This is a genomic window from Vibrio sp. zbq_1 (assembly GCF_043102935.1).
In the GTDB taxonomy this organism is placed as follows: domain Bacteria; phylum Pseudomonadota; class Gammaproteobacteria; order Enterobacterales; family Vibrionaceae; genus Vibrio; species Vibrio parahaemolyticus.
On the sequence record NZ_JBICJH010000033.1, the window covers coordinates 17,527 to 42,421 of the forward strand.

Below are 24,895 nucleotides of genomic sequence, written 5' to 3' on the forward strand. Positions count from 1 at the left end.
GCTTCCACAAATGGCTCAGTCGTCCAGAGGAAGCAAGGAACTAAAGAAAATTGACTGAGTTTAAGGAGCACGAATAGTACAGAAAGGCCGCAAAATAGGCAAGTGATTATTTGCGCAGCGCGCGGGATATTTTTGTTTGGCTCGTGCCAGAAACGACAAAGGCTGCCAGCAAAGTGGCAGCCTTTAAAATCAGAGCGTTATAACGCTTATTTTTAGCACTTATTCTACTTGAGCAAGCTCAGTGCGCATTTGGTCGATCACTTGTTTGTAATCTGGCTGACTAAAAATCGCAGAACCCGCCACAAACATGTCCGCACCTGCTTCAGCAATTTCACGAATGTTGTCGACTTTCACACCACCATCAATTTCCAGACGGATATCGCGACCAGACTCATCGATCATCTTACGAACAGCGCGAAGTTTATCTAGCGTGTGAGGAATGAATGACTGGCCACCAAAGCCTGGGTTTACCGACATCAGTAGAATCAGGTCAACTTTGTCCATGATGAACTCAAGATGCGCAAGTGGTGTTGCTGGGTTTAATACCACACCCGCTTTACAGCCGTGTTCTTTGATAAGCTGAAGAGTACGGTCTACGTGATCAGAGGCCTCAACGTGGAAAGTGATCATCGATGCGCCAGCTTTTGCAAAATCAGGGATGATGCGATCTACCGGTTTCACCATTAGATGAACGTCGATTGGCGCAGTGATGCCGTAATCGCGTAGCGCTTTACACACAGGAGCACCAAAAGTCAGGTTTGGTACATAGTGGTTATCCATAACATCGAAATGCACCACATCCGCACCCGCTGCGAGTACTTTTTCTACGTCTTCACCTAGACGTGCAAAATCAGCTGATAAAATGGATGGAGCAATAAGAAAATCTTTCATACCTGACCTCAGTAGTGACGAGCAAAACAGCAAACCAATTTGCGCGCAATTCTACCGAAGCCAGTGGGGAGATCCACTATTTAGAGAAAATAGTGTCAGAATTATGAAGCAGCGCTATCTGATTCCGGCGCTTTGAACAAGGCGAGCAGTTCGTCAACTTTGTTACGACCACTACCGTTTCGGCTAATGGTGCGTTTCACTTTCACCACACTTAAATCCGCACCGTGGTAAAGGCGGCGCGTTAGTGTTGTGTCATGATTTGAAATCAACACCGGAATCCCACGCTCAGTAGCCGTTCTTTCTGCCATGTCGGCTAATGCCGCTTGGTCGTCCAACGTGAAACCATTACCTGCGTATGAAGTGAAGTTTGCCGTGTTTGAAAGTGGCGCATAAGGTGGATCGCAATACACAACGCTGCCCTTGCGCGCACGACGAAATGTTTCAGGATAACCTTCGCACACAAACGTGGCTTTTTTGGCTTTCTCAGCAAAAAACTCCAATTCCGCCTCTGGGAAATAAGGTTTTTTGTAAGAGCCAAACGGCACGTTGAAGCCACCTTTTTTGTTGTAGCGGCATAAACCATTAAAACCAAAGCGGTTCATGTAAAGGAATGCAAGTGAGCGATACATTACGTCATCGGTTTTATTAAACTCAGCACGAATGCTTAAGTACGCTTCTTTGCGATTGTTTTCGGCGACAAACCAGCGCTTCGCTTCTGAGATATATTCCTCAGGACGCTCTTTAAGCAGGTTGTAGAGATTAATCAGGTCGGGATTGATGTCCGCCAACAGATAGTGGTCATAGTCGGTATTAAGAAAAACCGAGCCAGCACCAACAAAAGGTTCAACCAGCTTTCGAGCCGGTGGCAAATGACGTTGGATGTCTTCAACCAGTCCGTATTTTCCTCCTGCCCATTTAAGAAAGGCTCGCTGCTTTTTCATCTACTGCTCTATCTATCGACCAAAAATTAAGGCTGCGGAATGTAACATATTTTTCAGCGAAGCTCAGGATTATTTCACGCGATCAATTTCTCGATGAACTTGGCCTAGCGATTTTGCCCATGGGCTCACCGACTTAAGTGAATCTGGCAGCTTCTCTACCGCGTCTCGAGCCATTTGAATTGTCGGATAATCTTGGTAAGTCACGATGTACCATTCCGTTCTACTGCGAACCGTCGGATAAATGCGTACCTTGTTATTCAGCTGATGCTCATCAAGAAAAGCTTGCACATCTTCCATTGATGTCATGGCTGCTAACTGCAAGGTGTACGCTCTTGGAGATAACGCTTTTAACTCTTCACGTGAAAACGAGAATTTGACGATAGGTTTACTTGAGGTCGTCTCTGTTTTCGCAACCTCTTCTGATGCGGCATCGCTTGGCTTCACCACTTTAATCAAAGAAGAGTTTGTCTCTGACTGGGTTTTCGCTTGAGGTTCAGCCCCTTCTACTAACGCTTTAATATTGTCTGTATTCGCTTGCTCAGGCTTACCTTCTAACAGAGCATCAACCACGTCAGATTCAATCACCACACGCTGCTGGGTGTCATCATTTCCGACGCTTGCTACTTCTTCTGTCACCGTTGGTGGCAATGAGTTGGAATCGTCAGTCGCATCGGATAAATCGCCGTCATTTGGCAAGTCGTCAGTCACTGAGGTTAAATTAGATTCTGATGGCGAAAGAGTCGGCTCAGTGAGTGTCGGAATGGCAGTTTGCTCGATGCTTCCCGTGATCTGCTGCGCTTTGTCATCTGGGCTTGGCTGATTAAACATCCACCAATAGCCTCCAGCGGCCAGCAACAGTAGCACCAAAACCACTAATGCGATGTTGAGTGGCGATCCGACAATTGAACGGATAATGATCCTTTTTTCCACTTTCATCTCTCCTAATGCCATGATGTCACCCGGAATCGGGTCGACTTTCTTAAATGCATCTCGAACACGTTTCTCCGCATCGTCATCGACATACCTAACCACTAGTGATTCGAAGAAACGACGCGCTTCCACTTCGGATAGCATATCGATATCAAGTTCAACTGGCTTAAGTTCTTGCCCATAACTCAATCGAGACAAGACCGACTCCAAACGCCCAGACTGAGTAAAAAGCAACACGTTGATCGTCCAGTTCGGCTTTTCATGTGCCTCTAAGACTAACGTCCATAACTCCGAAACGAGCGTTTCACTAAGTAAATGAGCATCATCAATAACAATCGCAATATCGCAAGGCTCACCTTCGAGAATACGCTCTAGACTGTCGAGTAAAGGCTCTTGTTGATTAAACAATGCATCGGAAACCAGCTGACTCAAGATGAGGATGCGACGCTGCACGTCATCTTGGGTCGCATGACAAAGTAACAAACATTGATTTTTGTTACTCGCACCCAGCTCAAGGTATCGTTGCGCCAGCCAAGATTTTCCATACCCATCAGGGCCATTGATCGCAATAAGGTTGGATCCAAAGTTGGTCAACAACTCCAATCTATCTAATAACTCGGTTTGAGAATCTAATTCCAGAACGTGAGCAAAACTCATCTAATAACCTTCTTAAACAACAAGAATGACGCCAGATGGCGTCATTACAAGGTTAAATATTGCGACCGAAATCAATAGCCAGCTGAATCACTTCTTGTGAAGTATCGGCTATCACTTCCGCACTGCCAATTCCGGTTGGTAGAACTAAGCGCAATTGACCTGACAGCACTTTTTTATCACGCATCATATGCTTGATAAAGTCATCAAAACTCATGCTGTCGGGTGTATGGACTGGCAATTTCGCTCTGCGCAACAATGCCACAATACGCTCAAACTGCTCTTCAGAAATCAGTCCACGCAGAAGTGACGTTTTGGCCGCCATCACCGTACCAGAAGACACCGCCTCACCATGTAACCAATTGCCGTAGCCTAATTCAGCTTCTATCGCATGACCGAAAGTGTGACCCAAATTGAGCAACGCACGAATTCCAGACTCTTTTTCGTCTTGTGCAACCACTTCAGCTTTAATTTGGCAGCAACGTGCAATGGCATAGGTAAGCGCATCTTCATCCAACGTGTATAAACGGTCTAAATTTTCTTCCAGCCAATCAAAGAATGCACCATCATAAATAATGCCGTATTTGATCACTTCAGCTATACCAGCAGCAAATTCACGCTCAGGTAGCGTCGATAAACAGTTGGTATCGATGATCACCGCTTTCGGTTGGTAAAATGCACCAATCATGTTTTTACCTAGCGGATGATTGACTGCTGTTTTGCCGCCAACGGAAGAATCCACTTGGGACAACAACGTCGTTGGAATTTGGATAAAGTCCACACCTCGCTGATAACAGGCTGAAGCAAAACCGACGAGATCTCCGATTACACCACCACCGAGGGCGATAATGACCACATCACGAGCATAACTTCCCTCTAGCAGGAAATTCATGACTTGGTTAAACACATCCAGGTTTTTGTACTGCTCGCCATCAGGCAACTCAAGTAACGAAGCATCACAACCAAGTTGTTTTAGTTGATGAAGGATTTTATCGGCATACAAAGGTGCCACTGTGACATTACTGATCACAACGACTTTTTGATTGGTATTTTTGTTTGAGAGAACTTGAGAAAGGTACGCCGGGTCCTCAAACAACCCGGCGCCTATAGAGATTGGGTAGCTACGCTCTGCTAGATTGACCGTAATCCGTTCCATCGGTGTGCTCCAATTAAAAGAAGATAAGTACTTATCTCTCTTCTAGCATTTTTACGATCTGGTTGGCTACCACTTTTGCACTTTGATCGTCAGTGCGAACAGTGTAATCCGCTACTTCTTCGTATAACGGGTTACGTTCTTCAGCTAATTGCTCCAATACTTCACGAGGGTTGTCCGTTTGAAGTAGAGGACGCTTCTTGTCACGGTTAGTACGTGCAAGTTGCTTTTCAATTGTCGTTTCTAGGTAAACAACTACACCGCGAGCAGAAAGACGGTTACGGTTCTCTTTGCTTTTCACAGAGCCGCCGCCAGTTGCCAGCACGATGCCTTGTTCTTGAGTCAGATCTTCAAGTACCGCTTCTTCACGCTTACGGAAGCCTTCTTCACCTTCTACATCAAAAACCCAAGAGATGTCTGCACCAGTGCGTTCTTCAATCACTGTATCGGAGTCAACAAACTCCATATGCAGTTGCTGTGCTAGATGTCTACCAATTGTACTTTTGCCGGCGCCCATTGGGCCAACAAGGAAAATATTACGTTTCTCAGCCATGTTTAGCAGTAATTTACAACATTGATTCAATAAGATCGCCACAAGAAAACACAGCTAAACCGCTGTTCTACAAGGCTTGTGGCACCAGTTCCTCACAGATAATTCGTGATAAGACCCGAAATTATCCAAGCATGGTGCCACTAATGCAACTTTATTTTTGATCTAATCGCCTATTTACTTGATAGCCACTACTGAATAACGACCTTAGGCGTAACGAAAATTAGCAACTCACTTTTACCAACGTTTTCGTAACTTCGGCGGAAAAGTGCGCCTAATAGCGGAAGATCGCCCAACAATGGCACTTTATCCACTGAGTTAGTAATGCTGTGCTGGAAAATACCACCGAGCACAACCGTCTCACCATTATTAACCAGAACTTGGGTGCCAATGCGCTGCGTATCAATTGCCATTGCCTCTCCTGTGCCCGTTTTCACTACCTTACCAGGTCGGTCTTGGGTCACACTCAGATCCAACACTAAACGATTGTCAGGTGTGATCTGCGGTGTCACCTTCAAGCTCAACACCGCTTTTTTAAAGGCCACTGACGTTGCACCACTCGATGAAGATTCTAGATAAGGAATTTCGGTACCTTGTTCAATGTACGCAGGCTTCTTATTGGTCGTGATCAATCGTGGGCTCGAAATGATTTCTGCTTTTGATTCTTGCTGTAATGCAGACAGCTCTAAGTCCAATAATGTATCAGAACCTAACTTTGCCACTTGGAACGCAATGCTTGCAGCACTTTTATTAGTTGCAGCTAAGTTCACATTAAGGAAATCATCGATACCAACACCATCACCACCCTCTTCACCTTCGCCGTCACTACCACCTTCGTACAAGCCGATTGTCGCAAGGTTGTTCTCAATAGAGCCACCAACGGTGTTATTACCATTAATAGATGTGAAGCCCCAACGAATACCTAACTCATCCATGTTCCCCTCATTGATGGTGACAATTCGGGCTTCAATTTGTACTTGTTTTACTGGGATATCGAGCGATTCAATGATTTCGCGAATAACGGCGATGTTCTCTGGCAATTCTCTGATTAATAGCGAATTGGTTCGCTCATCAATGGTCATACTGCCACGCTCTGACAACATGCTAATGTTGCCTTCACCATTAATCATCTCTGCAATATCCGAAGCTTTAGCAAAATTGACTTTAATGATTTCTGATGAAAGTTCACCCATTTCTTCCGTCAGCTTTTGTTTTTCTAACTGCTGCTTCTCGCGCAAATCCAGCTCATCGGTTGGAGCGACCAAAATCACGTTGCCATCAACACGCTTATCTAACCCTTTCACTTGCAAGATGATGTCGAGCACTTGCTGCCACGGCACACCATCAAGACGCAGTGTAAGGTTGCCTTCGACAGAGTCCGAAACCACCAAGTTAAACTGGTTGTAATCTGCAATCAGCTGCAAAACGTTACGCACAGGAATGTCTTGGAAGTTAATCGAGATCAGCTTGCCTTCTTTTTCTAAGATGCTCTTGTCTGGCACTTTTTCATTTGGTTTAAGCTTGCTGACAGTGATTTCAAGATAACGCCCCGTCAAACGATAGTCATGCGTGTATTCTTCATCGATATACGCAACTAATCGTGTGGTGGAGGTATCGCGGAACACTTCCACACTTTCCACCACCGTCGCGAAATCTTTCACGTCGAGAAGGTAAAGCTGTTCATCTTTTACCGACGTGTTCATTAAATCAATGCTTAATCCTTCTTGAACACGTTTAACATCAACAATAGCCGCCGGGGATGCAAGCTCCACCACAATCACGGCATCTTTGCTTTTGTTAGTGCGAAAGTCGATGCTCTTGAGCGCATTAGACTGTACATCTTCTGCTGCTGCTAAAGGGGCCAGAAGTAAAAACAACCATAAGGAGAAGAGCCCAGTAAGCATCCTTGGTGTACGTGTTAATCCTTGTCTCATTTTCATTACTCAATATCAAAAATAAATGCAGCTATATCTATCTCAAAGCCAACTTAACTTTACGTTTTTGCCAGCACCCCAAACCATCGGGCAAGGTTTCATTAATCAACAAATAGGAGTGGGTAACATGGGTGACCTTACCGTTATTACGCCCGAGGTATTGACCTGGTTTCACTTTGTAAACCGTGCCATTCGGGGCTTGTACTAAACCAGAAACGGTGTTCCCCATACCCATCACTCCTTTTAAACGAAGTTGGCTGAGTGGGAATTTTTCTAACTTGCCAGATCTCGCTCGGTTCGGCGGTTGCCAACAATCTTTTCTCGCCACAGGTTGAGTCGCGATGGTCGCCTCTTTGGGCAATTCGAAAGGAGCACGCATCACTTCTGGGGCATACGCCACTGCGATGTATTTGTCAGCAGGTTTGAGCTTCTCCACATCTCGCCGAGCCTGGCTCTCAACACCACGAATAAAATCCGTTAATGATTCATCATTAGCCTGGCACCCAACCAATAGAGCGCTTACCAACACCGTCAGCAAAGATTTATTTCTCATCTTTCTTTTCCTCAGGCTTGAACTGATAAGTGTTTGCTCTCACTCGGAAGTGCAAAGTTTCACTCTCTTGGCTGACACGCTGCCAAGTCACGTCTTTAAAGGTGATGATGCGTGGCAGAGTGGCAATGGCCTGTGAAAAACGACCGATATCGTGGAAATCACCTGTTAGCTCGATATTTAGTGGCAATCGATACAGGAAGTTTTCAGATTGCTTTTCTCCCCAATCGATTCGAGTAAACGTTAACTTGTTGTCGATACCGAGTTCGTTTACCGACGCCAACATTGTGGCCAACTCTTTTTGTGCCGGTAGTTGTTGCAACAGCAACTCATAACGCGTAGTGAGCTCGTCCAGTTGAGATTGCAACTGAGGCAATGCAGCCACCTTGTTGGCTTTTATGCGCAATGCCACTTTTAATGTTTGCTCCTCTTGAATCAAATTGTTCAAGCGAGCCTCTTCTGGCTTTAAGTAAAACCAATAACCAAACCCTTGGATAAGAAGAACAAGCAGGCAGATCACTACAAGCTGAGGCAGTAATGGCCATTCAGCAATCTCATCCATTTCTAGATCTTGCCAATTAACCATGTTGTTTTCCCTCTTTCTTCTCTTCTACCGTGTTAAACATGAAGGACACTTTAAAGGTCTGAAACTCTTTACCAAAGCGGGCTTTTCCGTGCACGATAGAGTGCATTTCAACGTCCAGTAGCTTGGCAGAACGTTCCATGTTATCGAGCATGGTTGCTAGCCGTGGTGTACTGTCTGAAATACCTGAGATTTCAATTTCTAGATCGTTCATTTTGATCTTGTCGACATATACGCCTTCTGGAATAACAGCTGGCATGAGGTTCATAAAATCAGTGGTTTTATTCCGACCATTTTGCAACGCTTCCACAACTTTCAAGCGTTCCAAGATTTTGCTGTGTTCAAGCTCCGCGATCTTCATCGCTTCTATCCGCTTATCTAGATCGGAAATGTACGTTGTTAGATAGTCGAGTCGCTCTTGTTGAAGATCTTGTTGATACTCATAATATTTGCCAACGCCCCACTGAATCCCCAACGCCACCATGACGCCCAATACCACTAAACCGACAAATCGACGACGATGCTCTTCCCTTTGATTTTCGCGCCAAGGCAATAAGTTAATGCGATACAGCACGCACACCTCCTAACCAATGAATGCCACGCACCGCCAGCCCTGCAGCCGTCGAAAAATGTTGCCAATCGGCCGCTCGGCGCTTGCGTTTCGACACTTTCATTTCAAACAGTCCGAGTGGGTTTAACAACTCACACTCCAATGCCAACTGATGCGACAGCTCTTCTGCCAACATTGGCGTCGATGCCCCCTCGCCCGATAACCAAATGCCTTTGATGTTTTGCGAACCGTTGATCGAGGTATAGAGCTGCATTTGACGTTTTACGCGCTCAACCACTTGACGATTGAACTGTTCCGTTTTGGCTTGAGCATCATCAGAAAGTAAGTCTTCTTGTGACGTCCCCATTGAGATACGAGTACCGCACGCAAACTCCTTATGAAACAGTTCGCCTTGCTCGGTAAACATGGTGAATGAACTCGCTAACGAGCCGATGTCTAACAAACAGTATTTGTTTTTTTCAGGAAAACGCTCTGCGGCAAGCTTCCAGATATGACCTAGGCTTTGAGAGTGCACGTCAACCAACACAGGCTTTAAACCAGACTGTTGTAACGCTTCAACTCGGCTTTCAACCACATCTTTGCGCGTAGCGAATACTTGATAACTGTCCGTTCCACGCATCCCTTCTTCAGCACGAAGGCGTACAAAATCCAAACTCAGTTCTTCCACAGGAAAAGGAGATTGATGAGAAAAAGCTTGTACCACTGCAAACTCGATTTCGCTCTCATCAAGGCTTTGTTCGATTTGCAGTTTCTTGCTAATAACTGAGTTGTCTGGAACAGAAATTGCCACTCGCTTGGCCCCAAAAGGCAGCTCTTTTTTCATCTGCTTTAGGGTCTTTACAATTTCTTGATGATTTATAGTGTTATTTTCAGCGACAATACCTTCCTTAAGTAATATTTCTTTGTAACCCAGTAAGGCGTATTGATCGCCAATGGGTTTAAGTACTACGGCTTTGAGGCTGTTATGGCCAATATCTATGCCGGTAACGATTAGCTTATCCATCTCTACTCTCGCTCCGAAATTTCTTCGCGCAAAGGTTGTTATTAGCACCCAAATAAGAGTTAATATCTCTATGTGCTAAATTTTTGACCTAAGAGTACAAGGGTTTGCCGTTACACAGCCTCAACCAATCAGGGATTCTCCGGTGAAGTTCATAAAGCGTTTATTATTTTTAACATTGATTTGCATAATTCTTGGAGTCACCACAATTTTTGGCTTCTATCAGTACGTGAAGCCTGAATTGCCAGACGTTGCAACTCTAAAAGACGTTGAATTACAAACACCTATGCAGGTATTTAGTCAAGACGGGAAGCTGATCGCACAGTTTGGTGAAAAGCGTCGTATTCCTGTTACTTACGATGAAATTCCTCAAGATCTAATTCACGCACTGATCGCCACCGAAGACAGCCGTTTTTACGAGCACCCTGGTATCGATCCAATCGGTATTACTCGTGCAGCTGTCGTGGTTGCTCTTTCCGGCTCAGCAAAGCAAGGTGCGAGTACCATCACTCAGCAGCTAGCGCGTAACTTCTTCTTATCTAACGAGAAGAAACTAATGCGTAAGATCAAAGAGATCTTCATTGCCATTCACATTGAGCAACTGCTGAGCAAACAAGAGATCATGGAGCTTTACGTTAACAAGATCTTCCTTGGCTATCGCTCATACGGTTTTGGTGCAGCAGCTCAGGTGTATTTTGGTAAGAGCCTAAATGAGCTCTCGCTTAGCGAAATTGCGACACTGGCGGGAATGCCAAAAGCCCCTTCAACCATGAACCCAATTTACTCGCTAGAACGTGCAACAAAACGTCGTAACGTTGTGCTAATGCGTATGCTCGATGAAAAGTACATTACGCAAGAGCAATTCGATGAAGCACGTAACGAACCAATCATTGCTCGTTACCACAGTGCAGAAATTGAAGTGTCTGCGCCTTACGTTGCCGAACTTGCACGCGCATGGGCAGTAAAAGAGTACGGTGAAGAGAAAGCCTATACGTCGGGTTTGAATATCTACATGACGGTTGACTCCAAACTGCAAGACGCTGCCAATAAGGCTGCGGTAAACAACCTAATGGCTTATGACGAGCGTCATGGCTACCGCGGCGCAGAAAAAGTATTGTGGAAAGAAGGGGAAGCCGCTTGGGATGCAGAACAAATTGAGAAGCATCTAAAAGGCCAGCCAACTTACGGCGATCTTTACCCTGCGGTCGTGACAAAAGTGGAAGGCAAAACAGCGCAAGTTGTTGTGAAAAATAACGACGCACAAACCATCCCTTGGACTGGCATGAACTGGGCACGCAAATTCCTCACCGATAACCGTCAAGGTTCAACGCCAAAATCTGCACAAGAGGTTTTAGCTGCAGGTGAACAAATTTGGGTTCGCGAGCTAACGACCACCGATGAAGATGGCAACACTCAAAGCAGCTGGAAGCTAAGCCAAGTGCCTAGCGCGAACACCGCATTTGTCGCGATGAATCCTGAAAATGGCGGCATTTTGTCACTAGTAGGTGGTTTTAACTTTGTTCACAGCAAGTTTAACCGCGCAACCATGTCCGTGCGTCAGGTTGGTTCTAGTATCAAACCATTTATTTACTCAGCCGCTATCGATAAAGGCCTAACGTTAGCAACTCTAATCAACGATGCGCCAATCAACAAATGGGACGCAGGTTCAGGATCGGCATGGCGACCAAAGAACTCGCCTCCAACTTACGGCGGTCCAACTCGCCTTCGCATTGGCTTAGCGCAATCGAAAAACGTAATGGCGGTTCGTACCTTACGTGAAGTGGGTCTGGATGAAACTCGTCAGTACCTAACTCGCTTTGGATTCGATATCAACGAAGTGCCTCGCTCAGAAACTATCGCCTTGGGTGCGGGTAGCTTAACACCAATGAAAGTGGCGCAAGGTTACTCGGTTTTTGCAAACGGCGGTTACTATGTTGAGCCGTTCTACGTAGAACGAGTTGAAGATGCATTTGGCGAAGTTTTGTTTAAAGCCAACCCTAAGAGCGTTTGTCATCAAGATTGCCCACAAATGAGCCCACAACCAGAAATGGATCGCTTTGCCAGTGAGTTCGGTGAGCAAGACGTTGCCGTTGATGGCCAAGCTCCAGAGAACGCACTAGAAAATGATGAACCAAAATACGCACCACAAGTGATCTCTGAACAAAACGCATTCTTGATGCGTGAAATGATGTACAGCAACATCTGGGGTGGCGGCAACTGGCGTGAAGGAACTGGCTGGAACGGTACCGGCTGGCGTGCGCAAAAACTTGAGCGTCGTGATATTGGTGGTAAAACTGGTACGACTAACGATTCAAAAGACGCATGGTACAACGGTTATGGTCCGGGCGTGGTTGCTATTGCATGGGTGGGCTTCGATGATCACTCACGCGCGTTAGGCCGCACGACGGTGAACAGCAATTTGGGTCAAGGCCAAGTATCTGGTGCTGAATCAGGTGCGAAAACAGCAGAACCAGCATGGATTGACTTTATGCAAGTGGCATTGGAAGGCAAGCCAGAACAAGGCAAGAATATTCCAGATGACATCGTGCGCGTTCGCATCGATCGCAACAGCGGTCTGCTGACTCATAAAGTGGATAGCACGTCCATGTTTGAATACTTTGAGAAAGGCACGGAGCCAACCGAATACGTTGGTAACAGCCTCGAAGACAGCATTTATTCAAGCGGTCCTGGTGGAACAACGGAAGAGTTGTTCTAAACCAAACGAAAGAAAAGATAAGGGGAGAGCGTTGGCTCTCCCCTTTTTTATAACGTTAAGCGGCCATAGAAGATGGCTGCGACTCTAGAATTGCTTTGATTTTCGCTGCTAATGCTTCAAAACGAGCACGCAACGGAGAGCCAGGGCGGTACGCCAAAACAATGCTGCGTGAAGGCGTAGGGTTGACGGCAGGAATGTAGCAAACGCCATCTTTTTGTTTTTCGGCTGGAATAGAAAGCTGAGGCAACAAAGTAATACCCGCTCCCGCAGCAACCATATTACGCAAAGTTTCTAAACTGGTGGCTTTAAAGCGCTCATCATCTTTTGCTCCTGCCGCAAAGCAGAAACCTAACGCTTGGTCGCGTAAGCAATGCCCATCACCTAAAGCCAACACGGTCTTCCCATTGAGCTCTAACATATCAACCTGGTCGAGCTGTGCCCATTCATGACCACATGGTACAGCAACACTAAGCGGTTCGTTGTACACTTCAATCTCTTTAAATGGGGCAGTTTCCGCCACAGAAGCCAATACCAAGCAGTCCAGCTTCCCTTCCTCTAGCTGACGAACCAACTGATGAGTTTGAGCCTCATGCAGGAACAGCTCAAGCTCAGGGAACTCTTCTTTCAGCTGTGGAAGAATTTTAGGCAATAAGTACGGCCCAACCGTCGGAATAAAACCGATGTGCATTGGACCGGTCATTGCCCCACTCTGTCCGCTGGCCATATCTTTAAAGGTTTTCACCTCACTCAGAATGCGTTTAGCTTGATCCACCAGCTGTAAGCCAGAGTCGGTGAATAACACTCGGCGGCTGCTTCTTTCTAACAATGCCGTGCCGAGTTCATCTTCCAGCTTACGTATTTGACCACTAAGCGTTGGCTGACTGACAAAACACGCCTCTGCCGCTTTGCGAAAATGCTTGTGCTCCGCCAGTGCGACTAAGTACTCAAAATCCCGAATATTCATAACACACGATTCGCTTCTATTTGATGATAGTCAATGTCTATCAAAACCATAGCATCAAACGATTAGAGCTATCAAAGGATTTTTACAATAATGGGCTCAACAAAACGAACCAGAGCCAAACGACAAGTCACGCTCTAAACGCTTCACTCGAATATTTTAAAGGAATCAATATGTTTGTATCTAAAGAAGGTCAAAACGTACCACAGGTTACTTTCCCGACTCGCCAAGGTGATACTTGGGTGAACGTTACCTCGGATGATCTATTCAAAGGCAAAACCGTGATCGTATTCAGTTTGCCTGGAGCGTTTACACCGACTTGTTCTTCTAGCCACTTACCTCGTTACAACGAGCTATTCCCTGTGTTCAAAGAACACGGTGTTGATGAAATTTTGTGTATTTCGGTAAACGACACATTCGTTATGAACGCTTGGAAACACGACCAAGAAGCCGAGCACATCACCTTTATTCCAGATGGTAATGGAGAGTTCACTGATGGCATGGGCATGCTCGTGGACAAAAATGACATCGGCTTTGGTAAACGTTCTTGGCGTTACAGCATGCTGGTAAAAGATGGTGTGATTGAGAAGATGTTTATCGAACCAAATGAACCAGGAGACCCGTTCAAAGTATCGGATGCCGACACTATGCTGAACTACATCGCACCAGAGTACAGAACTCAGGAATCGATCACTGTATTTACCAAGCCTGGTTGTCCTTTCTGTATGAAAGCCAAACAAAACTTGATTGATCACGGTCTTCAATATGAAGAAGTAATTTTGGGGAAAGATGCAACTTCCGTCAGTCTTCGTGCTATTACAGGCCGTACGACCGTCCCGCAAGTATTCATCGGCGGTAAACACATCGGTGGTAGCGAAGAGCTAGAAACTTACCTAGGCTAACCTGTCCATAGCCTACACCCCCGGTCTCCGATGTCTTTGACTCGGAGGCCACCCTGTCTCTTCCCGCTCAAATCTAAGTCCTTAGTTCTTAAATCGTTCTACTACCTGAATCAACGTTTTTAAATACAACACTTTTTGTTCATCATAACGTCTTGTTTCTATTCCCAAGCCAAATACAAAAAAACCTCGCAGATACGAGGCTTTTTTCTGGACTAGAGTTTCATGGATTACATCATCGCATAACGACTCACTAGCACAATCGCGGTGAACCCAATGGTGAAAAATCCCCCGGCAAGTCCTAGTGCTACTCTCAGTTCTGTCGACATTATCTTTTCCTATTTTCGGCTGACGCGGCACCATACACCAGTTACGTGCTACAGAATTTCATCCAAGCTAATTTTCCATTTTTGGGTCCGTACCACCTAACAAGCGCACATGGTAAAGCCTATTCATCTTCTGCTAATCTTGGGCAAGTTGAATTGAGGTAAACATCATGGCTTGTCGTAGCTGCCAAGAACATTGGTTTTGGAAAAAGATCGGTCGTTGTCAACGATGCATGGATCAATTGACCGTACTTTCAGTTGTGTGTTGGATCATTTGGTGGTTTGCTTTTCGCGATCACCCACAAAGCATTGAATCGATCGCCCTGATCTTTGCGGGCTTTGCATTTAACATTTTATTGTTTCTGCACTTATGGATGCGTTTTGTCATCTTACCGTGGCAGCGTCGTCGCGGGAAACAGAATGGAGAGGATCATAACAAATGACAGATAGAAAAAAGCCCCAAAATCAATCTCGATTCTGGGGCTCTCTTAGATTCTTCTAAGAAAAAGCAGTGGTACCTTAATAGACCGAGCTTCCTCTCAAAGGTTCAAAGTTTTTTCGATTTTTTTAGCAAAAACTTATGTAAATGATCGTTCTCTAACGATATCTGTTTAAATACTAACAAAATCAATACGCTATGCGACATGGCTGCGTTGGATGATCTGTTCAACTAAATTGATCTCTAACGCCACTTCATCACAGGCATGTTGACGCGGGCATTGGTCGCAATCTTTCAACACTTTTTCTGGCAACAGAGACTTAGATGTTGGCAAGAAACTCTGCTTCATAAAGAACTCTGGCGTACGTGTTAGTACGAAGACTTTCTTAATCGCCATTTGACGTGCTTTATCCACCAAATAGTTCACGATCGCGCTGCCTTGCCCTTGTCCTTGCCAACCCGCCTCAATACCGAGCGAGCGAATTTCCGCAAGTCCAGAGTCATACACATACAGAGACGCGCAACCAGTCACTTCACCATGATGTTCAGCAACGGCAAATGAGCCAATGTCGCGAACGAGTTCATTACGAGAACGAGGTAAGTTTTCGCCCATATTCGCCCAGTACGCAACCATGCCCTCAAGCGTTTCGATATCCGTTAAACGTGCAGGACGTACTTTGACGGCCGAACTATCACGCTGCGCCAAACGCTTGTCCGCTTGGTCAACGGCATAAGCGACTTGTTTTGGTGACACGCCCCCAAGCGCGCTACGTTTTTCTAGACAAGACTCAATCGTTAGGATGTCGTACACATCGTTGTCGATGACGTCAGAGAACTCTTGCAGCTCTTGCAATGACAACTCTTCCAGTGCACAACCTTTGGCAATCGCGCCAACGACAGCCACACCGACAATATGATGCGCTTCTCGGAAAGGAATGCCTTTCGCGACCAAGTAGTCCGCTAATTCTGTGGCATTGGCGTAGCCTTGTTTCGCGGCTTCTAACGTACGTTCGCCATTAACCTTGATACCATCGAAACACAACGCTGCCATTTCCATACAGTCGTTCCATGTATCAAGTGCATCGAACAAACCTTCTTTGTCTTCTTGCATGTCTTTGTTGTACGCCAGTGGCAGGGCTTTGACTGTCATCATCATGCCAGCAAGTGCGCCGTACACGCGACCAGTCTTACCACGAATGAGCTCTAGCGCATCTGGGTTTTTCTTCTGTGGCATCAATGACGAGCCAGATGTCACTGTATCCGCCAACTCAATGAAGTTCGACTCACCTGAGTTGTAGAAAATCATATCTTCCGCGAGACGTGACAAGTGCAGCATAGAGATAGAAGCGACAGACATCAGTTCCATCACATGGTCACGATCCGATACCGAATCGAGTGAGTTACGCGTAGCACGATGAAAACCAAGATTATGCGCCAGTTGTTCACGATCAATTGGGTAAGCAGTACCAGCTAATGCGCCAGAGCCTAACGGACAGGTATCTAAACGTTGCAGCGCATCACTCAGACGTGAGTAATCACGCTCAAACATTTCAACATAAGCCAAACACCAATGAGCAAACGTCACAGGCTGAGCACGTTGTAAGTGAGTATAACCAGGCAAAACCGTACCTTGATGTTGTTTCGCCACTTGCACCATTTGCGATTGTAGACGATCAAGTGCAATAAGAAGTTGCTGCCCTTGCTGACGACACCAAAGCTTTAAGTCGGTCGCCACTTGGTCGTTACGAGAACGACCAGTGTGCAGCTTTTTACCTAAGTCGCCGACTTTGCTGATCAACTGCTGTTCCACCCACGAGTGAATGTCTTCAGCATCAGAGCGTAAAATCTGATGCGGATCTTCCATCACTTCGAGTTTCAACTCATTTAAAGCGAGCTCGAGCTTTTGCTGCTCTTCTGCTGATAATACACCAACCGAAAGCAATGCTTTAGACCACGCAATTGAGCCTACGATATCTTGCTCAGCCAATCGGTAGTCGAAACGCAACGAATCGTTGAACTCTTTGAATCTGGTATCTGCCGCTTGGGTAAATCTTCCGCCCCATAATGCCATTGCGTCTCTCCTGATGACTATTGCTTACTCTAACGTGTCTAATGAGTGATGACGAAATCGGTGGTCATTTGCTCACTTTTTCTTATACGCCAACGTTACGGCAATTCAATATAAAAATAAAGTATAAATTCAATATTTTTACATATATATTCACCCCCCCCACTTAATTTGCGACTCTTTGGGTAATAAAAAAAGACCCGCCATATGTTGGCAGGTCTTTATTCAATCCGAGATGGGGAGTGATTATTTTTTCTGGCTATTCAATGCACGAATACGGCTTGATAGCGAGTAAAGACGGATGAAGCCACCAGCATGACTTTGATCGTAAACCTCATCTTCACCAAAAGTAGCGAACTCTTCTGAGTACAAGCTGTTGTCAGAACGTTTTTGCGTTACCGTTGCTTGACCTTTGTATAGCTTAACAACCACTTCGCCATTGACGTCTTGTGCTAGCTCTTCTGAGGCAGCAAGAATCGACTTACATAGCGGTGTAAACCAACGACCGTCGTACACAAGGTGAGAGGCTTTTAGACCAAGTTCTTCACGGAACTCGAATGACGATTTGTCTAGCACCAATTGTTCAACTGCGCGCAGAGCTTCCATCATGATGGCACCTCCCGGAGTTTCGTAACAGCCACGAGACTTCATTCCCACCAAACGGTTCTCTACGATATCAATACGACCCACACCGTGTTTTGCGCCTTTTTCGTTTAAGTAAACTAGCGCGTTGTATGGTGTCATCGCTTCACCATCCACTGCCACAACTTCACCTTTTTCGACTTTCAACGTAACGTATTCAGCTTCATTTGGCGCTTGTTCAGGGTCAACGGTCCAGACCCAGCAATCTTCGTTTGGTGCATTCCATGTATTTTCTAGCACACCACCTTCAGTAGAAATGTGCCATGCGTTCGCATCACGCGAATAAATCTTCGTTAGAGACGCTGAACAAGGAATGTTACGCTCTGCAAGGTAATCCAGACATTGTTCGCGGCTCACTAAATCCCACTCACGCCATGGAGCGATAACGTGTAGATCTGGTGCTAACGCAGCAAACGCGCCCTCGAAACGCACTTGGTCGTTACCTTTACCAGTACAGCCGTGACACAATGCGTCCGCGCCCACTTTACGTGCAACTTCAACCTGCGCTTTAGCAATGATAGGACGCGCCATTGATGTACCCAACAGGTATTTACCTTCGTAGTAAGCACCGGTTTTTAGTGTTGGATAGATGTAATCTGCCACCATTTCTTCTTTTAGGTCAGCGATGTAGCACTCTGATGCGCCAGATGCTTTTGCTTTCGCTTCAATGCCTTCGAGCTCTTCAGCACCTTGACCTACATCGGCCACGAAAGCGACGACTTCACAGTCATAATTCTCTTTTAGCCACGGGATGATTACTGAAGTATCTAGACCGCCTGAGTATGCGACTACCACTTTATTTACGTTCACTTTGCTCATGTTTTTTCTCCAAACTTAACTGGCGCTGCGCTCGGCGGTCAGTGCCAACCACTTCCTAATGTTGAATTCTTTAACTGTTTTGCTTCCGCTTATTGAGGCAGAAACTGTGTTCCAATACTTTCACCAGCAAATAACTGCGTGAGTTTTTCTGGGTAGCGCCACGTCGCCACTTCTATCGGACGACCAAGATCGTTGGCGGCTTCGAGAGCAGCTTTCACTTTGACGATCATCCCATCAGTGATCACTTGGCCTTCGATCAGCGCATTAGCTTCTTTCTCAGATAAGCTTTTAAGCAGATGACCTTTGCCATCTAACACACCGCTTACATCTGACAACAGCACCAACTCCGCGTCCAAAGCACCCGCAACGGCAACCGCTGCTTGATCCGCATTCACGTTCATCATTTGACCTTCAGCCGTGAGACCAATAGAGCTGATGATAGGCAGTGCGCCCGTATTTAAAATCGCTTGAAGTAGGCTTGAGTCACCCGGCGTCGCTTTGCCCACCGCGCCTAATTCAGGATCTAACTCTTCGACATGACAAAGGCCACCATCCGCTAGGCTCAAGCCCACCGCATTCAAACCATCGGCAATCGCTTGACCTTGCAGTAACTTATTTGCCGTTCCTGCCAGCGCACCGGCAATGACTGGAATTTGATCGTATGGCGTCACACGTAGACCATGTTTCTTTACGGTCTTAAGTTGAAGTTTCGCCATCAACTCATCCACCAAGTAGCCACCGCCATGAACGATGGCGATTTGTCGCTGCGCCGACTTCTGGTATGCCGCGATGGCACCAAACAGTTGGCTTAAGGTTTGAGTGCAAGATAGAGCCGCACCGCCTAGCTTAATGACTAAAGGAGCTTGATTGGTTTGCGTCATTGCTTTTCCCTCTTTCAACGACTACAGCAACGCTGTCAGTTCTGGGTAACCGTAATGAATATTTAAACACTGCATCGCTTGACTCGATGCACCTTTAAGTAGGTTGTCGATGGCTGAAATCACAATGATGTGTTCGCCTTGCACCTTCCAGCCGATATCGCAGAAAGGGGTATTTTCAACATCCTGAATACGTGGAATGCCATCACCTTTGAGGCGTACGGCTGGCTTACCTTGATAAGCTTGTTCAAAAGCTTGAGCAACTTGTTGCTCCGTTACACCTTGCGCCAACTTCATCGTGACAGTAGCAAGAATGCCGCGTTTAAAGCTGCCAAGATGAGGAGTAAAAATCACATCACATCCTAAATGCTGGGCAATTTCTGGTTGGTGACGATGATTGAATACACCGTAAGGCTGAAGGCTAACCTCACAAAAACTGTTGGTCATTGAGGCTTTACGCCCTGCACCAGAGACACCGCTTGTCGCGTTAATGACTGGCCATTGCTGAGTATCCAGCAAGCCACTGACAAGTAGTGGTTTAATTGCCAATTGCGACGCCGTTGGGTAGCAGCCAGCTACCGCAACTAAAGGAGCGCTTTTAATCTCTTCTTGGTTCCACTCCGCTAAGCCATACGCCGCTTTATCTAGCCAGTTGTTGAATTGATGCTCAAAGCCGTAAAAGGTGTCGTAAAAGCCATCGCTTTTGACACGAAACGCGCCGGACAAATCAAAGACCTGACATCCAGCGTCGAGAAAGATAGGAGCAAGATCATGGCTGACCTCATGAGCCGTAGCTAAAAAAACCACATCAGAGTCTTGCGCAACTTGCTTTGGATCGGTCAACGCATTCACCACCATATCGACCACGTTCGCCAATTTACCGTGTAACTGTGCAATGGTTTTTCCTGCATCGACACTGTTGGCGGAAACGTATAAACCTGATAGCGTGAGTTGTGGGTGTTTATTAACCATGAACGCTAACTCTGCGCCGGTGTAACCGCTGGCTCCGATAATTGTGGTTTTTAGCATTGTGTGGCATCCATATACTTAAAGCTCAAAATGATTATTCATATTTAAAATTAGCTTTATTTTGATTTTTTATTCATTAAACATGAGTTAATATGTGTTTTACATTTTTGTGCTCTGTCTGTCAATAGGAGAATTGAAGAATCCATGCAATTACCAACTTTTCTAGAGGTCTATGAAGGACTCATTAGTACCTCTTCGATCAGCTCAACTGATCTAAGCTGGGATCAAGGCAATGCCAAAGTGATCGAGAAACTCGCCACTTGGTTTAAAGATCTTGGTTTTCACGTTGAGGTGATCGAAGTCGAATCAGGCAAACACAATATGATTGCACGCATGGGCGAAGGCGAAGGCGGTCTGCTGCTTGCTGGGCACAGCGATACCGTGCCATTTGATGAAGGACGCTGGAGCTTTGATCCCCATAAGCTCACTGAGAAAGACAACCGCTTCTACGGTCTGGGTACGGCAGACATGAAAGGCTTTTTTGCTTTCATTTATGAAGCAGTAAAAAAGGTGGATTGGAGCAAGCAAAACAAGCCGCTTTACGTATTGGCCACCTGTGATGAAGAAACCACCATGCTCGGCGCAAGACACTTCACCACGAACGCGCCGTTCAAGCCGGATTACTGCATCATTGGAGAACCCACTAGCTTAGTTCCTATTCGTGGCCACAAAGGGCATGTCGCCAATGCGATTCGGGTTACCGGTAAATCCGGCCACTCCTCTGACCCAGCTTTGGGCGTCAACGCAATTGAAATCATGCATGAAGTGTTGTTTGCGATGATGCAACTGCGCGACAAACTCATTAAAGAGTATCACCACCCAGGATTTGCCATCCCTAGCCCAACGTTGAACTTAGGCCATATCCATGGCGGTGATAGTGCCAACCGTATTTGTGGTTGTTGCGAGTTGCACTATGACGTTCGCCCATTGCCGGGCATCAGTTTGGACGGTTTAGAAAACATGCTGCGCAGCGCACTACAAGAAGTAGAAGCTAAATGGCCGGGACGAATCGACATCGTACCGTTGCATGAGCCAATTCCAGGATATGAATGTCAGCACGATCATCCATTTATCGGTGGTGTTGAAGAGATCTGTCAAACCAGTTCGCAAACCGTCAACTACTGCACGGAAGCGCCTTTCTTGCAGCAACTGTGTCCGACTCTGGTACTTGGCCCTGGTTCTATCGAACAAGCGCACCAACCAGATGAGTTTCTCTCCTTTGATTTTATCGATCCAACCATTGATGTGCTTTCAAAAGCGATGGTTAAGTATTGTTGTTGATTGAGTTTAAAAAAACCTTTATGCAGCTCCGATGAGCTGCATATTTTTGCTCTCAAAGCACAAGGTTTTATGCACCGTTAACACGAATTTAACTTGTTATTTTGTAATTAATTTTCACTTTTAATTCTATGCCCGTCGAAACTTTGCTCTAAATCAGGAGAGACGCCGAATAATTGCAAACTTAGTCTGCTTTATTTGACTAGAACTGGTGCTTTTCGCTAGATTGGAGTCTTAACAAGGACAATGGATGTAGTTTTTTTACGAGGCAGGACGACAATGAACGAGAAATACGCCGCACTTAAAAGCAATGTGCGCATGTTAGGCCACTTACTGGGTAACACGATTCGCGATGCCCACGGCGAAGAAATCTTCGAGAAAGTGGAGACCATTCGTAAATTATCCAAATCGGCTCAAGCAGGTAATCAAGCAGACAGGGAAAGCTTGATAGAAGAAATCAAACACCTACCCGATGAGCAACTAACGCCAGTCACCCGTGCGTTTAACCAATTTCTAAACCTCACCAATATTGCCGAGCAATACCACACCATTTCACGTCACTGTGAAGAGCACATCTGTGAACCAGACGCGATCAACTCGCTGTTTTCAAAACTGGTACAAAACGATGTTAGCAAACTCGATACGGCTCAAGCGGTACGTGATTTGAATATTGAACTGGTATTAACCGCGCACCCAACGGAAATCACTCGCCGCACCATGATCAATAAACTGGTCAAGATTAACGAGTGTTTATCCAAACTAGAACTCAGCGACCTGTCTTCTAAAGAACGCAAAAAAACAGAGCGTCGCTTAGAGCAACTTATCGCACAAAGCTGGCATTCTGACGTGATTCGTCAACAACGCCCTACTCCATTGGATGAAGCGAAATGGGGCTTTGCCGTAGTAGAAAACTCACTGTGGGAAGCTGTGCCAGATTTCCTACGTGAAATGAATGATCGTCTGAAGTCTTACCTAGGTGAAGGTTTACCAATTGATGCTCGTCCAGTGCATTTCTCTTCTTGGATGGGGGGTGACCGTGATGGCAACCCGTTCGTTACTCATAGCGTAACGCGTGAAGTATTGCTTCTGTCTCGTTGGAAAGCCGCTGACCTTTATCTCAATGACATCAATGAATTGATCAGCGAACTCTCGATGACCGTTTCTAACGATCAAGTTCGTGAACTTGCTGGTGAAGATCAACACGAACCATACCGCGCAATCCTGAAACAACTACGTGCTCTGCTCAATGAAACCAAAGATATTCTTGATGCGAAGATCCACGGTCAAAAACTGGCAGTCAAAGCACCGCTACAAAAAGTTGAACAGCTTTGGGATCCTCTGTACGCGTGTTACCAATCACTGCATGAGTGCGGCATGGGCGTCATCGCTGACGGCTCGTTGCTAGATACGCTGCGTCGTGTGAAAGCGTTTGGCGTTCACCTAGTTCGTCTTGATATCCGCCAGGAAAGTACGCGCCACGCAGATGTACTCTCTGAGCTGACTCGATACCTCGGCATTGGTGATTACGAACAGTGGAGCGAGCAAGATAAAATTGCTTTCCTCACCAATGAACTTGCGTCTAAACGTCCGCTACTGCCACGCGATTGGGAACCATCAGAGCCTGTCAAAGAGGTTTTAGACACCTGTAAGATCATCGCTCTGCAACCGCGCGAAGCGTTCGGTGCTTACGTCATCTCAATGGCTCGTACCGCCTCAGACGTACTCGCTGTGCACCTATTACTGCAAGAAGCGGGCTGCCCTTACCGTATGGATGTTTGTCCTCTGTTCGAAACTCTAGACGACTTGAATAATGCGGAGTCGGTCATTAAGCAGCTAATGAGTATCGACCTTTACCGTGGCTTTATTCAAAACCACCAAATGGTCATGATCGGCTACTCTGATTCAGCAAAAGATGCGGGTGTCATGTCAGCAGGCTGGGCTCAGTACCATGCTATGGAATCTCTAGTTAAAGTGGCAGAAGACGAGGGTGTTGAGCTGACTCTGTTCCATGGTCGTGGCGGCACCGTTGGTCGCGGCGGCGCACCTGCACACGCGGCTCTGCTGTCTCAACCACCAAAGAGCTTGAAAGGCGGGTTACGCGTAACAGAACAAGGCGAAATGATCCGCTTTAAACTGGGTCTACCAGATGTTGCGGTAAACAGCTTCAACTTGTATGCAAGCGCCATTTTGGAAGCAAATCTACTGCCACCACCAGAGCCAAAACAAGAATGGCGCGACTTGATGGAAGTCCTGTCGGAAGTGAGCTGTGAAGCTTACCGTGGCGTCGTCCGTGGCGAACCAGATTTTGTTCCATACTTCCGTCAAGCGACGCCTGAACTAGAGCTAGGCAAACTGCCGCTTGGTTCACGCCCAGCGAAACGTAATCCAAATGGCGGTGTAGAAAGCTTACGTGCAATTCCTTGGATCTTCTCGTGGAGCCAAAACCGTTTGGTGCTTCCGGCTTGGTTAGGCGCAGGTGAAGCTATTCAGTACTCAGTAGACAAAGGTCATCAGGCACTGCTAGAAGAAATGTGTCGCGAATGGCCGTTCTTCTCAACTCGCCTAGGTATGCTTGAGATGGTGTACACCAAGTGCAACATGGAAATCTCTCGCTACTATGACCAACGCCTAGTTGAACCTCAACTTCAACCATTGGGTGACCGACTGCGTGAACAGCTTCAACGTGATATTAAGTCCGTACTGAACGTAGAGAACAACGAAAACCTAATGCAAAGCGACCCATGGGGCCAAGAATCAATTCGCCTACGTAACATCTACGTAGAGCCATTGAACATGCTTCAAGCTGAATTGCTATACCGTACTCGTCAAACAGAAGAGGCGTCTGCAAACCTTGAAGAGGCTCTGATGGTGACCATCGCGGGTATTGCAGCAGGTATGCGTAATACGGGTTAAAAATAACCATTCGTAATACAAAAGGCTGAGTTCATACTCAGCCTTTCTTATATTCATAACTTCCAACCACATAATTGCGCAGCAAATAACCAGATATTTACACCATAAAAAAGCCATAAAATACCAACAAATTAGAATTATTAACTACAAAATAACTCTATTGAGTATTA

The 24,895-nt window shown here is 46.1% G+C and carries 20 protein-coding genes; 5 read left to right on the forward strand and 15 right to left on the reverse strand.

What is annotated here, in order from left to right:
* Window positions 1-219: 219 nt before the first annotated feature.
* The 10 genes from rpe to pilM form a co-directional block, all read right to left on the reverse strand.
* The gene (gene rpe / locus ACF8CV_RS16375) at window positions 220-891 is read right to left on the reverse strand and encodes a ribulose-phosphate 3-epimerase (protein WP_005496581.1); all 672 of its coding nucleotides are present in this window, start codon (window positions 889-891) and stop codon (window positions 220-222) included.
* 101 nt (window positions 892-992) lie between these two features.
* A complete protein-coding gene (locus tag ACF8CV_RS16380) occupies window positions 993-1,832 on the reverse strand; it encodes a Dam family site-specific DNA-(adenine-N6)-methyltransferase (RefSeq protein ID WP_005486862.1) in 840 nt (279 codons plus the stop codon).
* Between the two features lie 69 nt (window positions 1,833-1,901).
* A complete protein-coding gene (locus ACF8CV_RS16385; protein ID WP_138937893.1) occupies window positions 1,902-3,419 on the reverse strand; it encodes an SPOR domain-containing protein in 1,518 nt (505 codons plus the stop codon).
* A 52-nt stretch (window positions 3,420-3,471) separates the two neighbouring features.
* Window positions 3,472-4,572: a 3-dehydroquinate synthase gene (gene aroB / locus ACF8CV_RS16390; RefSeq protein WP_138937892.1), complete on the reverse strand. Its 1,101-nt coding sequence runs from the start codon at window positions 4,570-4,572 to the stop codon at window positions 3,472-3,474.
* A 31-nt stretch (window positions 4,573-4,603) separates the two neighbouring features.
* The gene (gene aroK / locus ACF8CV_RS16395; RefSeq protein ID WP_005381319.1) at window positions 4,604-5,122 is read right to left on the reverse strand and encodes a shikimate kinase AroK; all 519 of its coding nucleotides are present in this window, start codon (window positions 5,120-5,122) and stop codon (window positions 4,604-4,606) included.
* 188 nt (window positions 5,123-5,310) lie between these two features.
* On the reverse strand, window positions 5,311-7,059 hold the full coding sequence (locus tag ACF8CV_RS16400; protein WP_025442303.1) for a type IV pilus secretin PilQ: 1,749 nt from the start codon (window positions 7,057-7,059) through the stop codon (window positions 5,311-5,313).
* A gap of 31 nt (window positions 7,060-7,090) precedes the next feature.
* Window positions 7,091-7,606 (reverse strand): pilus assembly protein PilP, encoded by a 516-nt coding sequence (locus tag ACF8CV_RS16405; protein WP_005480477.1) that lies wholly within the window; start codon window positions 7,604-7,606, stop codon window positions 7,091-7,093.
* Window positions 7,596-8,189, reverse strand: a complete 594-nt coding sequence (locus ACF8CV_RS16410) for a type 4a pilus biogenesis protein PilO (RefSeq protein ID WP_005480482.1) — start codon at window positions 8,187-8,189, stop codon at window positions 7,596-7,598. Before ACF8CV_RS16410 ends, ACF8CV_RS16405 begins: the two co-directional genes overlap by 11 nt.
* The gene (locus ACF8CV_RS16415; RefSeq protein WP_015297396.1) at window positions 8,182-8,760 is read right to left on the reverse strand and encodes a PilN domain-containing protein; all 579 of its coding nucleotides are present in this window, start codon (window positions 8,758-8,760) and stop codon (window positions 8,182-8,184) included. The genes ACF8CV_RS16410 and ACF8CV_RS16415 overlap by 8 nt, the downstream gene beginning before the upstream one ends.
* Window positions 8,744-9,760: a type IV pilus biogenesis protein PilM gene (gene pilM / locus ACF8CV_RS16420; RefSeq protein WP_005496568.1), complete on the reverse strand. Its 1,017-nt coding sequence runs from the start codon at window positions 9,758-9,760 to the stop codon at window positions 8,744-8,746. Before pilM ends, ACF8CV_RS16415 begins: the two co-directional genes overlap by 17 nt.
* A 142-nt stretch (window positions 9,761-9,902) precedes the next feature.
* Here pilM and ACF8CV_RS16425 point away from each other — a divergent pair, with 142 nt between their 5' ends.
* On the forward strand, window positions 9,903-12,473 hold the full coding sequence (locus ACF8CV_RS16425; RefSeq protein ID WP_208871002.1) for a penicillin-binding protein 1A: 2,571 nt from the start codon (window positions 9,903-9,905) through the stop codon (window positions 12,471-12,473).
* A 55-nt stretch (window positions 12,474-12,528) separates the two neighbouring features.
* Here the strand turns inward: ACF8CV_RS16425 and oxyR are convergent, their stop codons facing one another.
* Window positions 12,529-13,437: a DNA-binding transcriptional regulator OxyR gene (gene oxyR, locus ACF8CV_RS16430; protein WP_005465160.1), complete on the reverse strand. Its 909-nt coding sequence runs from the start codon at window positions 13,435-13,437 to the stop codon at window positions 12,529-12,531.
* Between the two features lie 170 nt (window positions 13,438-13,607).
* Here oxyR and ACF8CV_RS16435 point away from each other — a divergent pair, with 170 nt between their 5' ends.
* Together ACF8CV_RS16435 and ACF8CV_RS16440 are read left to right on the forward strand one after the other, a co-directional pair.
* The gene (locus ACF8CV_RS16435; protein ID WP_015297397.1) at window positions 13,608-14,336 is read left to right on the forward strand and encodes a redoxin family protein; all 729 of its coding nucleotides are present in this window, start codon (window positions 13,608-13,610) and stop codon (window positions 14,334-14,336) included.
* 493 nt (window positions 14,337-14,829) lie between these two features.
* Entirely contained in the window at window positions 14,830-15,102 is a 273-nt protein-coding gene (locus ACF8CV_RS16440; RefSeq protein WP_017449461.1) for a DUF3624 domain-containing protein, read from the forward strand.
* A gap of 192 nt (window positions 15,103-15,294) precedes the next feature.
* Here the strand turns inward: ACF8CV_RS16440 and argH are convergent, their stop codons facing one another.
* The 4 genes from argH to argC form a co-directional block, all read right to left on the reverse strand.
* Complete coding sequence (gene argH, locus ACF8CV_RS16445; protein WP_005465154.1) at window positions 15,295-17,169, reverse strand: argininosuccinate lyase; 1,875 nt, start codon at window positions 17,167-17,169, stop codon at window positions 15,295-15,297.
* Between the two features lie 243 nt (window positions 17,170-17,412).
* Window positions 17,413-18,627, reverse strand: a complete 1,215-nt coding sequence (locus tag ACF8CV_RS16450; RefSeq protein WP_140274704.1) for an argininosuccinate synthase — start codon at window positions 18,625-18,627, stop codon at window positions 17,413-17,415.
* 89 nt (window positions 18,628-18,716) lie between these two features.
* A complete protein-coding gene (argB, locus tag ACF8CV_RS16455) occupies window positions 18,717-19,508 on the reverse strand; it encodes an acetylglutamate kinase (RefSeq protein WP_005496562.1) in 792 nt (263 codons plus the stop codon).
* 21 nt (window positions 19,509-19,529) lie between these two features.
* Window positions 19,530-20,534, reverse strand: coding sequence for an N-acetyl-gamma-glutamyl-phosphate reductase (gene argC / locus ACF8CV_RS16460; protein WP_140153140.1), 1,005 nt, complete (start codon window positions 20,532-20,534; stop codon window positions 19,530-19,532).
* 144 nt (window positions 20,535-20,678) lie between these two features.
* Here argC and argE point away from each other — a divergent pair, with 144 nt between their 5' ends.
* Window positions 20,679-21,815, forward strand: a complete 1,137-nt coding sequence (gene argE, locus ACF8CV_RS16465) for an acetylornithine deacetylase (protein WP_102600948.1) — start codon at window positions 20,679-20,681, stop codon at window positions 21,813-21,815.
* Between the two features lie 276 nt (window positions 21,816-22,091).
* Window positions 22,092-24,725, forward strand: coding sequence for a phosphoenolpyruvate carboxylase (gene ppc / locus ACF8CV_RS16470; RefSeq protein ID WP_005465143.1), 2,634 nt, complete (start codon window positions 22,092-22,094; stop codon window positions 24,723-24,725).
* The last annotated feature ends 170 nt before the right edge of the window (window positions 24,726-24,895 follow it).

Bases quoted from the DNA above. Each gene is read 5' to 3' on its own strand.
- argE (WP_102600948.1), top strand. From the start codon at position 20,679: ATGCAATTACCAACTTTTCTAGAGGTCTATGAAGGACTCATTAGTACC.
- ACF8CV_RS16400 (WP_025442303.1), bottom strand. From the start codon at position 7,059: ATGAAAATGAGACAAGGATTAACACGTACACCAAGGATGCTTACTGGG.
- ACF8CV_RS16405 (WP_005480477.1), bottom strand. From the start codon at position 7,606: ATGAGAAATAAATCTTTGCTGACGGTGTTGGTAAGCGCTCTATTGGTT.
- ACF8CV_RS16410 (WP_005480482.1), bottom strand. From the start codon at position 8,189: ATGGTTAATTGGCAAGATCTAGAAATGGATGAGATTGCTGAATGGCCA.
- aroB (WP_138937892.1), bottom strand. From the start codon at position 4,572: ATGGAACGGATTACGGTCAATCTAGCAGAGCGTAGCTACCCAATCTCT.
- ACF8CV_RS16380 (WP_005486862.1), bottom strand. From the start codon at position 1,832: ATGAAAAAGCAGCGAGCCTTTCTTAAATGGGCAGGAGGAAAATACGGA.
- rpe (WP_005496581.1), bottom strand. From the start codon at position 891: ATGAAAGATTTTCTTATTGCTCCATCCATTTTATCAGCTGATTTTGCA.
- pilM (WP_005496568.1), bottom strand. From the start codon at position 9,760: ATGGATAAGCTAATCGTTACCGGCATAGATATTGGCCATAACAGCCTC.
- argC (WP_140153140.1), bottom strand. From the start codon at position 20,534: ATGCTAAAAACCACAATTATCGGAGCCAGCGGTTACACCGGCGCAGAG.
- ACF8CV_RS16440 (WP_017449461.1), top strand. From the start codon at position 14,830: ATGGCTTGTCGTAGCTGCCAAGAACATTGGTTTTGGAAAAAGATCGGT.
- ACF8CV_RS16435 (WP_015297397.1), top strand. From the start codon at position 13,608: ATGTTTGTATCTAAAGAAGGTCAAAACGTACCACAGGTTACTTTCCCG.
- ACF8CV_RS16385 (WP_138937893.1), bottom strand. From the start codon at position 3,419: ATGAGTTTTGCTCACGTTCTGGAATTAGATTCTCAAACCGAGTTATTA.
- ppc (WP_005465143.1), top strand. From the start codon at position 22,092: ATGAACGAGAAATACGCCGCACTTAAAAGCAATGTGCGCATGTTAGGC.
- aroK (WP_005381319.1), bottom strand. From the start codon at position 5,122: ATGGCTGAGAAACGTAATATTTTCCTTGTTGGCCCAATGGGCGCCGGC.
- ACF8CV_RS16450 (WP_140274704.1), bottom strand. From the start codon at position 18,627: ATGAGCAAAGTGAACGTAAATAAAGTGGTAGTCGCATACTCAGGCGGT.
- oxyR (WP_005465160.1), bottom strand. From the start codon at position 13,437: ATGAATATTCGGGATTTTGAGTACTTAGTCGCACTGGCGGAGCACAAG.
- argB (WP_005496562.1), bottom strand. From the start codon at position 19,508: ATGACGCAAACCAATCAAGCTCCTTTAGTCATTAAGCTAGGCGGTGCG.
- argH (WP_005465154.1), bottom strand. From the start codon at position 17,169: ATGGCATTATGGGGCGGAAGATTTACCCAAGCGGCAGATACCAGATTC.